We start from the raw sequence: 12,385 nt of genomic DNA, 5'->3' as shown, positions 1-12,385 counted from the left end.
TAGCTATCAGCCTATAAAAAAGTATTATACCCTAAATTTATGTATTTTATGAAGAAAGAAAAAACAGGCCAGAATTAAACAACTTTGGCCTATTTTCATTATTTTTAATTCTATTATTCTATTGCTCTACCTTCAAGACCAAAAGCCCTACTATAGCTAATTAATATACTCATTGCTAACCAATATGTTAGAAATCGCATCTGTAGGTATTTCAAACTCTACTACTCCCATATATCCTGGAGCTACATCATATTTATTAAAGGAAATAACTAATTTGTTATTTTCGGTTATATAGAAGTTTTGATCTGATGATATCTTTTCAAATGCTGAAGTAGGATCTTCTTCTACATAGCCTTCGATCCAGTAAACTTTTCCTTCGTCAGCTTTCATTTGTTCTTTCATTTGTTCTATAATATTTTCACTGATTACATCAATATAGCTATCATCCTTAAATAAGCTTGGTAGAGTTATTAATACTTGGTTTTCTTTATCTATAGTATCAAATTTAAACACTGTTGATGAAGAAGCTGCAGTATTCACTACATATCTGCCTATAGAAAGGATTTTATCATTATCAGCTTTTACTTCATACCCGCTATCTATACCTAAATGTCCTCCGCCATTAGCCTTTAAGTCTTCTACATCAGCCATAAAATCTTCATATAGTTTTTTATTTTCTTCGATGTATTTTTTATTTAAGCTATTTTCCAAATCTTTGTTTTCTAAACCTTCTACAGCTGGTACTTTAATGTCAGCATTATAATTGTCTTCATCTACTTTATATTCTCTGAAGGTAAGCACTTTAACTAGACCTTTTATAACTGGAACTTCTGATAGTGTTTCTGCAAAGCTTGGACTAATATTAATGCTTGCAGTAAATATTATTGCTACAGCAGCAGCAGCACTAATCCATTTATATTTATTATTTTTTTTCATATCTTTTATTCCTCCATCTTTCAAAGTTTTTCTCACAATAAAATCTAATTTCTCAGGAATGGGTATATCCATATATTGTCTTTTTAATTCTTCAACTTTTTTATTACTCATACTTTGCCTCCCAAATATTATTCTTCTAAACTTATTCGTAGTTTTTTTAGCGCAGAATATAGCCTAGTCTTTACTGTATTTATATTTAACTCTAAAACATATGCTATTTCTTCTATTTTTAAGTCTTCAAAAAATCTAAGTACTACGATGCTACGATAATTAGGGGGCAAATCATCTAAGGCCCTTTGCAAATCTATGTCTTCATAATTATCATCTGCCCCAGGACTAAAAAATTCTAAGGTTTCATCATCTGTTATTAATATTTTCTTTTGCTTCCGTAAAAAATCTAAAGAAGTGTTAATTACAATTCTGTAAAACCAGGTTTTTATGTACTCAGGATTTTCGATTGTATTTAGAGATGAAATAGCTTTATATATAGATTCTTGTACTATATCTAAAGCATCTTCTTCATTTTTTACGTAACTATATGCTAGCCTGTAGTATTTTTCTTTATCTTTTATAATATAATCTGAAAGTACTTTTTCCATGTCTTTGTTTTTCATATAATCGAGGTCCCCTTTTTTGATACGTATCTTAAATTGTCTTACACTACATAGACGGCTAAACATTATAAAAAGTTTTATTATATTTTTATTATTTTCATAAGTGTGGATTATAACTCTAATTAATATTGTATTTAGGGTGTCTAAATAATATAATATTATTATATATCATAATAGGGAGAACTTAAGGATGAATAAAAGCTATCTAAGTAAATATATAAATAGATACAAAAAACAGTTTTTTATAGCTCTTACGTTTTTAATTCTTGAAACCATGGGAGATTTAATACAGCCCACTATTATGTCAAAGATAATAGATAATGGCGTAAAAAGGGGAGATATGAATTATGTACTTAAACTAGGAGGAATTATGCTTTTGATGACTGCATTAGGGGCTATCTGTGCAGTTGTCAGAAATATTGTATCCTCTAGAGTATCACAAAGCTTTGGGGCAGATTTAAGAGAAGACTTATATATTAAAATACAAGATTTTTCCTTCGACAATATTGATGAATTTCAAGATGCTTCATTGATTACTAGACTGACTAACGATGTAAATCAAATACAAAACTTTTCTCATGGAATGATGAGAGTTTTTGTAAAAGCTCCTGTCCTAGGATTAGGAGCTATAGTCATGGCATTTATATTAAATCCCAAAATGGCATTGATACTTCTAGGAGTAGTTCCAGTAGTAGGCATAGTTATAGCCTTAAATCTTAAAATCTCCTATCCTATCTTTACGGAAATTCAAAAAGCTTTAGATAAGGTTAACGGAGTAATGAGAGAATATTTAGCTGGTATTAGGGTAGTAAAGGCATTCAATAGATTTGACTATGAACAGGAACGCTTTAGAAAAGTAAACCAGAACTTAAAAGGCATCACACTTAAAGGTATGAGAATAACAGCGGTTTTTAACCCTGTTGTGGCATTAGTTGTAAATATAGGCATAGTGCTAGTTTTGTGGTTTGGTGGATTAGGAGCCAATGTAGGGAATATGGAAGTTGGTAAAATAATGGCCTTTATCAACTACATGACACAGGTTCTTTTTGCTCTTATGATAATGACTAGAGTATTAAATATGTATATCAGAGCAAAGGCTTCAGCTGAGAGAATAGGAGAAGTATTTAAAGCAGAAAACACTATATTGACTAAGGACGCTCCTATTCCAATTATAGGGGTAAAAGGACAACTAGAATTTGAAAAAGTATATTTTAGATATCATTCTGGTAGCAGGTATGTATTAGAGGATATTGATTTTTCTGCAAAACCTGGTGAAACTCTAGCTATTATAGGTACTACAGGTGCAGGCAAATCTACTTTAATTAATTTAATACCAAGATTTTATGATGTAACTGAGGGGAAAATTAAGATTGATGATATAGATATAAAAGATATTAGCTTTAATGAATTAAGAGAAAAAATAGGCATAGTTCCGCAAAAGGTTTTATTATTTACGGGAAGCATAAAAGACAACATAAAATGGGGAGATAAAGATGCTACAGACGAAGAAGTAGAAAAGGTTGCAAAAATAGCTCAAGCTCATGGTTTCATTATGTCTTTTAATGAAGGCTATGATACTTATTTAGGACAAGGGGGAGTAAATCTATCAGGAGGTCAAAAACAAAGGATATCCATAGCCAGAGCTCTTATAAAAAAGCCTACTATACTTATTTTAGATGATAGTACATCTGCAGTAGATTTAATAACTGAGAGAAATATAAGGAAAGGACTAAAGGAATATTTAAAAGATACTACAACAATATTAATTGCTCAAAGAATTACATCTGTAATGGATGCAGAGAAAATCCTTGTAATGGATAGAGGTAAAATAGTAGGCATAGGAATTCATGAGGAACTTATGAAAGATTGCGAAATATATCAAGATATCTACCATTCCCAGATAGGAAAGGAGGTGCATAGCCTTGATGTCTAGACAAGCTCAGAGAGGTCCTGTAGGCATTTCAGGAGGAAGAGGCGTAATTATGCCTGTAAAAAAAGCTAAGGACGTTAGACATACTTTAAAGAGATTATGGGACTTTTTTAAAAATGAAAAAAAACAGTTGTTTATAACCTTTTTATTGATAATTATATCAGGGCTATTAGGGCTATTAGTTCCATTTTTTATTGGAAAAGCAATAGATGCTATATTTCCTGGGAAGTCCCTTGTTGAGTTTGAAAAATTAAAAGTTATTGTACTCTTACTATTATCCATATATATACTAGACAACATGCTTACATTTTTGCAAGAGTATATGGTAGCTGGAATTGCCCAGAGAGTAGTATTTACTTTACGGGAAAAGTTGTTTGGGAAGCTTCAATCATTGCCTATTATATTTTTTGACATACATACTCATGGCGAGATTATGAGCAGATTATCTAATGACATTGATAATGTAAGTACTACTATATCTCAATCGACAGTCCAGTTTATGGCGTCTATAGTTAACATATTAGGCTCCTTAGTTATGATGATATACCTAAGTCCATTAATGACTGTGGCAAGTATGATTACTGTGCCAATGGTATACTTTTTAACTAGATTTATAGCAAAGAAGACCAAACTTTTATTTAGGGAACAGCAAAAGACTCTGGGCAAATTAAATGGTCATATTGAAGAATCCATAGCAGGAATACATGTAGTGAAAGCATTCAATAATGAAGAGAAGGTAATAAATGAGTTTAAAGTTCAAAATGACATATTAAGAAATGTAGGAGTTAAAGCTCAGATTTGGTCTGGATTTATTATGCCTCTTATGAATGTAATAAATAACTTTGGATTTGGTGTTATCGCCATATTTGGAGGAAGTTTAGCTGTAAAAGGTATTATCTCTGTAGGAGTAATCGCCAGTTTTATTTCCTATTCAAAGCAATTTACAAGACCATTAAATGAACTTGCAAATACATTTAACACATTGCAATCAGGGATAGCGGGGGCAGAGAGGGTTTTTGAGATATTAGATGAGGCGGAGGAAAGAAAAGATAGTGATAATGCCATAGTTATAGATAATATTAAAGGTGAAGTAGAGTTTAAGGATGTGACTTTCGAATACACAAAAGGTGAGACAGTTCTTAAAGATATCTCTTTTAAGGTGGCATCAGGGACTAATATTGCTTTAGTTGGGCCTACTGGAGCAGGGAAAACTACCATAGTAAACCTTTTAACTGGATTTTATGAAATAGATAAGGGTGAGATATTAATAGATGGGATTAATATTAAGGATTATCAAAAAAATAGCCTAAGAAAAATATTTGGTATGGTGTTGCAAGATACTTATTTATTCTCAGGTACAATAAAAGAAAATATTAAGTATGGAAACTTAGAGGCTACAGATGAAGATATAATTAGGGCAGCTACTCTTGCAATGGCGGACGATTTTATAAATAAACTACCTCAAGGATATGATACATTTTTAAACGAAGGTGGAACTAATTTAAGTCAAGGACAAAAACAACTGCTAACCATATCAAGGGCTATTTTAGCTAATCCGTCTATACTTATACTAGATGAAGCTACATCCTCGGTAGATACTAGAACAGAATTAAAAATTCAAGAAGCCATGGTAAAGCTTATGAAAAATAGAACTACTTTTATAATCGCTCATAGGCTATCTACAATAAAGGATGCAGATATTATCATGGTAATAGATCATGGTAAGATAGTAGAAAAGGGCAGCCATGAAGAATTGCTTGAAAAACAAGGACATTATTATAATCTACATCGAAGTCAATTTGCCAATATTGACGTATGATAACTAGAAATTTTATCAAGGTTGTGATTTTCCTAATTGAATAAAAAATGGCTTTGAAGCAATGTGAATTAGTTACCTGAAAATAAGCTAGCATTTTCTATGCTAGCTTTTATATTTTTTGAAAAATAAACTAAAAAGTGAACTGTAGTTAGAGAATAAGGGATAGTAAACTTTCTAAAAGCATTGACAAAAATGGCGAAACGATATACACTTATCTACATAAGTAACTAACCAATGAACTATCACATGGAGGTGATGATTTGCTTGATTTAAATTCAGATAAATCAATTTATGTACAGATTTCAGAATTAATAGAAAATGAAATATTATCAGGTAACCTTAAAGAAGAAGATCAAGCACCTTCTACTAATCAATTTGCAAAAGTTTATCAAATAAATCCTGCCACTGCTAGAAAAGGTCTCAATATTTTAGTAGATGAAGAAATATTGTATAAGAAAAGAGGTCTTGGAATGTTTGTGGCTGAGGGTGCAAGAAAAAAGATTTTGAAGAAAAGACAGAATACATTCTTTCAGGAAATACTACCTGGGATAATTAGAGAAGCTAATAGGCTTGAAATACCTACAGAAGAGGTTTTAGACTATATATTAAAGTTTAAAGGGAGGGAATAGAGTGTTAGAAATTAAAAAATTAAACAAATCTTATGGAGGTACAAGAGTACTGACAGATGTAAACTTAAAATTAGAGGAAAATAAAATATATGGGTTACTCGGTAGAAATGGTGTAGGCAAGACTACATTACTGAATATAATTGCAAACCAAATATCAAAAAACAGTGGTGAAGTAAAATTATATGGTGAAGAGGTATTTGAGAATTCTATGGCTTTAGAAAATATTTGTTTAATTAAAGAAAAAGGAATTGGTGTAGATGAGATTAAAGTCAAAAAAATTTTTGATATAGCTAAGGTACTTTACAAGGACTGGGATGAAAATTATAAAGACTTTTTAGTCAAAGAGTTTAATCTTAATGTGAAAAAGAAATATCATAAGCTATCAAGAGGCAATCAAACTATTGTTGGACTCATTATAGGCTTGGCTTCAAGATCAAAGTTAACAATCTTTGATGAACCATCATTAGGCTTAGATGCTGCTTTTAGATATAAATTTTATAACTTCCTTTTAGAGGATATAGAGAATAACCCAAGAACTGTGATAATCTCCACTCATTTAATTGATGAAGTAACAAATTTGTTTGAAGAGGTAATTATATTAAAGGATGAGAGGGTTTATATAAAAGATGAAGTAGCTAACTTAATGGATAAAGCTTATTTTCTAAATGGTAAAACTGAAAATATTGCTCCTATAATAAAAGGAAAAAGGATAATTCATAATGAGGAGTTTGGTTCATCTTTAATAGTTGGTATATTTGATAATTTGAGTAATGAAGAAAAGATAAAGCTAAAAGAGAACAATGTAGAAATAAGTTCAATTCCATTACAAAAACTATTTGTATATCTTACCGAGAATTCATTAGTAGAGGGGGCCATATAAATGGAAAGTGTAAAAAGAGCTACTAAATTTCAAAATCTAGACTCTAAAAAACCTATAATAGTTTTTTGGCTAGTAGTACTAATAGTTAATGTTTCATTTTATATTATGAACCTTTATGGAGGAATAAATTTTCATGTGGGAATGAGTTCGGAGTTAAATGGGATAACAACATTATCTATAGTAGGCTCAAACATTGTTCCAATAACAGTGTATTTTATAGTATATTGTTATGAAATGTATTATGAAACCTTTCCTATTGCTATAAGTTTTAGTGTAACACGTAAGGATTTTTTTAAATCACTATTAATAAATAATATTTTGACAACATTTATTTTTGCCTTGATACAAGGCATACTTCTGAAAATTGATCCCATATTTGTTAATGCAATTGGAAGAGAAACATTGACAGATTTTGCACTATTTAATACTAATACAGACAATATAACTTTCATTATATTTTCATTATTTATTGGATTTCTAACTTTTATTTCCTTAACAAACATAATAGCTGCATTAAACTATAAATTTGGGTTTAAAATATGGATAGTATTTGGTATTGTTTTTTACTTTTTCACTACGAATAGAATAGGAATGATTATAGTTAAATCTATAGAAAGTATTTTAATGACTAGAATGGATTTACACCAGCTATTAAAGCTTGGCATAATTATTACCATTTGCTACGCATTTGGATACTTACTAACAATAAACACTATTATAAAAAATAAAGTAGCTTAGCTATAATAATAGAGAAAAGAAGTAGCCTTGACAAGTTGACAAAGCTAAAAAGAAAAATAGTAATATATCTTAGAAATTATAAGATTATAATAGATATACATTTAATAGAGCTAAAGCAACAAACGATTTAATAAATCAAATACAAAATGCAAAGATATTTGAAGGATAGGTTAGATATTCTAATCTATTCTTTTATTTATTAACTAGATTAATGAATAAAGAAATTATTTACAATTAAAATGAACTTATTATTGTGATATAATATTTAGAGGCTCTAAATTATTCTAGAAAGAAGAATGTTAATGATTAGTTCAGAATGTGAAGAAAATAAGAAAAAGACTAAATTACTTGCATTGTTCAAAAACCCTACAAAAGTTGATGTTATTAATATTGCATGGCCTGTTCTTGTAGAGCTTCTTCTAAGCTCACTTTTCGGTATGATAGACATGATGATGCTTGGTAGGATAAGTGATAATTCATTGGCAGCCGCTTCAGTAGCAGCTGTAGGTATAACAAATCAACCTCTGTTCATAGGATTATCTCTTATCCAGGCATTAAATGTAGGTGGAACGGCTATGGTTGCAAGATATCTGGGCTCTAATCAGAGTGACAGAATAGAAACTACTCTAAAGCATATAATGCTACTAAGCTTGCTTATGCTAGCAATTCCTTTATCTATATTAGGAATAATCTTTACAGATTCTATTATGAACTTTATGGGTGCACAAGCAGATACTTTGCAGGCAGGGAGATATTACTTTAAAATTATAATGGTAGGATTTGTATTCCAGTCTCTAAACATGTCTATATCTGCAGCACTAAGAGGTATTGGAGAAACCAAAATACCTATGAAGATAAATCTAAAGGTTAATTTTCTAAATGTTATTGGTAATGCTCTTCTTATTTATGGTTATTTAGGATTTCCTAAACTTGGAGTTACTGGAGCAGGTATATCTACTGCTTTAGCCAATGTAATAGCAAGTATATTTTTATTTAGCTATGTTATAAAAGGAAAAAGTATTGTTAAATTAAATATTAAAAAACCTTTTAAATTTGATAAAGATATTATATATAATCTGGTAAAAATAGGATTACCTGCATCAATAGAGCAAATGGTTTTAAGGACTGGAGTTCTTCTATTTGTGAAAATAGTTGCAGGACTAGGGACTGTTATTTATGCAGCTCACCAAATATCACTAAATATATTAGGCCTTTCATTCCAACCAGGTCAGGCTTTTGGAATAGCGGCTTCATCATTAGTAGGTAGAAGCTTAGGAGCTAACGAACTTTCAAAGGCAGAGGACTATGCAAAGGAAACGAGAAGAATTGGTTCCATGATATCTACCTTTATGGCTATAATATTCTTCTTCTTTGGGCCACAGCTTGTAAGGCTATATTCAAATGATCCAGAGATAATAAAAAATGCTTCTTTGGCTTTGAAGATAATTGCATTAGTTCAACCTTTTCAATCTTCTCAGTTTATATTAGCAGGAGGATTAAGAGGTGCAGGAGACACTTTCTGGCCTTTAGTAGGTACATTTTGTGGAGTACTGTTAGTAAGAGTTGTATTAGCCCATATTTTTGTCAATATTATGGGACTTGGATTAGCAGGAGCATGGATGGCAGTATTCGTTGATCAATTTGTAAGATGGTTATTTGTTTATGCAAGATTTAGAACAGGAAAGTGGAAATATGTAAAAATAAGATAATTAAGTTATAGTTGCATGTTATCATAGTTGATAAAGTATAAGTTTTACTGAAAAGAGGCTAACAATATAAGAAGTAGACTGAAAGTATTATTTCTTGTCTTAAGCCTGTTAGGATATGATTTTTTATTGAGAGAAATACCTACATTTCTTATAGTATTGTTCTATTATATAGGTATAAGGTATAATATAATATTGTCAAATAAGAATATAAAAAATGAGAGGTAATGAAATCATGAGAATACCAGATTCTATGCAGTTTGCAAACCTTCCTACGAAAATTGAAAAGCTAAATAGACTTTCAGCAGAACTTGGGAATGTTGAAATATACATTAAGCGAGATGATCAAACAGGAACAGAGTATTCAGGAAACAAGGTTAGAAAGCTTGAGTTTGCTATAAAAGAGGCAATTGATCAAGGCTGCGATTACTTAATTACATGTGGTGGAATTCAATCAAATCATGCTAGAGCTACAGCAGCAATAGCTGCAAGACTTGGTCTAAACTCATACTTAGTATTAGCAGGTTCTAATGACGATGACATAGACTCAAATTATTTTCTTGATAAAGTTTTAGGGGCCAGTATCAAGCTTATAACTCCTGAAGCTTATAAAGAAAGAAGAATGGAGATAATGAAAGCTGTAGCAGATGAATTGTCATCATTAGGCCATAAAGCTTACATTATTCCAATGGGTGCATCTAATGGCATCGGAACATTTGGGTACTATAGGGCAATGGAAGAAATATTAGCACAAGAAAAAGAACTGGGATTTAAATTTGATGCAATAGTAACAGCTGTAGGTTCAGGAGGAACATATGCAGGTTTGTTTTATGCTAATAGAGTAAATAATAATACTGCAAAAATATTTGGGGTCAATGTATGTGATGATGCTGAGTATTTTAAAAATCAAATAAGCCATATTTTAGAAGATAGCTTTAAATATACTGGAGAAATGATAGAATTCACTGAGGAAGATATTAATATTATTGATGGATATGTAGGTATTGGATATGCAATGAGTCGTCCTGAAGAAATTGAATTTATTCAGAAAGTAGCTAGACTTGAAGGGGTAATTTTAGACCCAGTATATACTGGGAAAGCAATGTATGGATTAGTAGAAGAAATAAAAAAAGGTAAATTAGGAAATTACAAAAATATATTATTTGTTCACACAGGTGGGCTCTTTGGTCTATTTCCTAAGAAAGACATGTTTACATTTTAAAAAATTTACAAAATATTTTGCAAAAAACACTTGTATTATTTTAAATATAGGATATACTAATAAAGAACCTTAATTCAGAAGTAAAATAATTATGTATGAATATTTTTCGAATTATCTAAGTATAAAATGAGCAAAGATATAGATTTTCGAAATTTTTATTAGTATTTAATTTTACCGAGAATTAAAGGAATAAAAATTTCGGAGGTATTAGAACATGAATGGTACAGTAAAATGGTTTAATTCAGAAAAAGGATTTGGATTCATCACTACAGAAGAAGGAAATGACGTATTTGCTCATTTCTCACAAATTAACAAAGAAGGATTCAAAACTTTAGAAGAAGGCCAAAAAGTAAGCTTTAATGTTGTTAATGGTGCAAAAGGTCCACAAGCTGAAGACATTACAATATTATAATTAGCTAGCAAACAAAAACCTGGAGATAGTGTTCCAGGTTTTTTTATATACACATTTTTATTCCTGAACTATAATATGTAGTAAAAAACTAAAAAGGTGGAATAGAAATGGAAACTTTGACTTTAGGCTCAAGAGGACCAAATGTAAAACTAATTCAAAGTCTTTTAAATAGAATTGGATATAGCGTAGGAGCTGTAGATGGAGTGTTTGGAGTGCAAACCCAGCAGGCAGTCATAGCGTTTCAAAGAAACAATGAACTATCTCCAGATGGCATTGTAGGTCCTGCTACTTGGAGAGTATTTAATAGACTTCTTTTAGGATACGATACTTATACTATTAGATCTGGAGATACTTTATACAATATAGCTGCTAGATATTATACTACGGTAAACGCTATACAAACTGCAAATCCAGGAATTAATCCAAATGCTTTAGCTGTAGGACAGCGTATAGTAGTACCCTATGGAATTGATATTGTATTTACAGACATTGATTACACATATGAAATTATGGAAAGGCAAATAAGTGGACTAAAAGCAAGGTACCCGTTTATTGAAGTTAGCTCTATTGGAAATAGCGTTATGGGTAAAAATCTTTATTGTATAAGGCTAGGAAAAGGTTCTAATGAGGTTACTTATAATGGGGCACATCATGCGAATGAATCTATTACAGTACCTTTATTGATGAAATTTATAGAAAACTTTTCTAAGGCCTATGCAAATAGACAAAGCATTAGAGGATACAATGTTGCTAGTATTTGGGATAGTAGCAGCATATATATTGTCCCTATGGTAAATCCAGATGGTGTAAATTTAGTAAACTATTGGCCTAATTATACTAGTCCTGCTTATCAAGAGGCTGCACGGCTAAATACAACTGGATTACCATTGCCTAGAGTATGGAAGGCTAATATAAGAGGAGTTGATTTAAACTCCAATTACCCAGCTGATTGGGAAAAAGATCGTGAATTAAAACGTCAACTAGGTATAACTGGACCTGCTCCTAGGGATTGGGGAGGACCTTCACCATTATCAGAACCTGAATCAGCAGCAATGGTGAATTTCACCAACCAACATAACTTTAGGCTAGTAATTGCATATCATACACAAGGAGAGATAATTTATTATCAATATGAAAACCTAGCTCCTCCTGTATCACGAAGAATTGCTGAGATGTTTTCTAGAGCTAGTGGCTATAGCATATCAGAAGGCCCTGCAGAAGCATCTTATGCAGGTTATAAGGATTGGTTTATTCAGGACTATAGAAGGCCAGGTTTTACAATTGAAGTAGGAATAGGAGTAAATCCTTTGCCACTATCTCAATTCCCTACAATATATAATCAAAACGAAGAAATTATGTTGCTAGCGGCTATAGTATAAAAATGAGAATTATAAAGGTGAAACAGTTAAGCTTAAATGTTTCATCTTTTGTTATTTATAACCTGTAGGGAAGTCATAATTTTCCTCAATGGCACAACTTTATTCTTTACTCACCGTAGT

11 protein-coding genes are annotated in these 12,385 nt (G+C 31.0%); 9 read left to right on the top strand and 2 right to left on the bottom strand.

The features are described 5' to 3' along the window. Positions 1-156: 156 nt before the first annotated feature. The gene (gene rsiV / locus ABV008_RS13910; protein ID WP_352420438.1) at positions 157-1,047 is read right to left on the bottom strand and encodes an anti-sigma-V factor RsiV; all 891 of its coding nucleotides are present in this window, start codon (positions 1,045-1,047) and stop codon (positions 157-159) included. A 17-nt stretch (positions 1,048-1,064) separates the two neighbouring features. Next, positions 1,065-1,550, bottom strand: coding sequence for an RNA polymerase sigma factor SigV (gene sigV / locus ABV008_RS13905; RefSeq protein WP_352420437.1), 486 nt, complete (start codon positions 1,548-1,550; stop codon positions 1,065-1,067). Positions 1,551-1,740: 190 nt separating this feature from the next. On the opposite strand from sigV, the gene ABV008_RS13900 reads away from it, so the two are divergent. The 9 genes from ABV008_RS13900 to ABV008_RS13860 all read left to right on the top strand — a co-directional run bounded on the left by ABV008_RS13900 (position 1,741) and on the right by ABV008_RS13860 (position 12,265). Further along, the gene (locus tag ABV008_RS13900; protein ID WP_352420436.1) at positions 1,741-3,483 is read left to right on the top strand and encodes an ABC transporter ATP-binding protein; all 1,743 of its coding nucleotides are present in this window, start codon (positions 1,741-1,743) and stop codon (positions 3,481-3,483) included. Beyond that, positions 3,476-5,299 (top strand): ABC transporter ATP-binding protein, encoded by a 1,824-nt coding sequence (locus ABV008_RS13895; protein WP_352420477.1) that lies wholly within the window; start codon positions 3,476-3,478, stop codon positions 5,297-5,299. The genes ABV008_RS13900 and ABV008_RS13895 overlap by 8 nt, the downstream gene beginning before the upstream one ends. A 260-nt stretch (positions 5,300-5,559) precedes the next feature. Then, on the top strand, positions 5,560-5,928 hold the full coding sequence (locus tag ABV008_RS13890; RefSeq protein ID WP_352420435.1) for a GntR family transcriptional regulator: 369 nt from the start codon (positions 5,560-5,562) through the stop codon (positions 5,926-5,928). Position 5,929: 1 nt separating this feature from the next. Further along, on the top strand, positions 5,930-6,808 hold the full coding sequence (locus tag ABV008_RS13885) for an ATP-binding cassette domain-containing protein (RefSeq protein ID WP_352420434.1): 879 nt from the start codon (positions 5,930-5,932) through the stop codon (positions 6,806-6,808). Next, complete coding sequence (locus tag ABV008_RS13880) at positions 6,809-7,546, top strand: hypothetical protein (RefSeq protein ID WP_352420433.1); 738 nt, start codon at positions 6,809-6,811, stop codon at positions 7,544-7,546. A gap of 296 nt (positions 7,547-7,842) precedes the next feature. Further along, positions 7,843-9,255: an MATE family efflux transporter gene (locus ABV008_RS13875; RefSeq protein ID WP_352420432.1), complete on the top strand. Its 1,413-nt coding sequence runs from the start codon at positions 7,843-7,845 to the stop codon at positions 9,253-9,255. A 214-nt stretch (positions 9,256-9,469) separates the two neighbouring features. Next, the gene (locus ABV008_RS13870; RefSeq protein ID WP_352420431.1) at positions 9,470-10,474 is read left to right on the top strand and encodes a D-cysteine desulfhydrase family protein; all 1,005 of its coding nucleotides are present in this window, start codon (positions 9,470-9,472) and stop codon (positions 10,472-10,474) included. Positions 10,475-10,688: 214 nt separating this feature from the next. Next, on the top strand, positions 10,689-10,886 hold the full coding sequence (locus ABV008_RS13865; RefSeq protein WP_352420430.1) for a cold-shock protein: 198 nt from the start codon (positions 10,689-10,691) through the stop codon (positions 10,884-10,886). Positions 10,887-10,993: 107 nt separating this feature from the next. After that, entirely contained in the window at positions 10,994-12,265 is a 1,272-nt protein-coding gene (locus tag ABV008_RS13860) for a M14 family metallopeptidase (protein ID WP_352420429.1), read from the top strand. Positions 12,266-12,385: the final 120 nt, after the last annotated feature.

The sequence above is a fragment of the Proteiniborus sp. genome, from assembly GCF_040308045.1.
In the GTDB taxonomy this organism is placed as follows: Bacteria; Bacillota; Clostridia; order Tissierellales; family Proteiniboraceae; genus Proteiniborus.
Note: the sequence above shows the minus strand (reverse complement) of the source record. Positions and strands in the feature narration are given on the sequence as shown.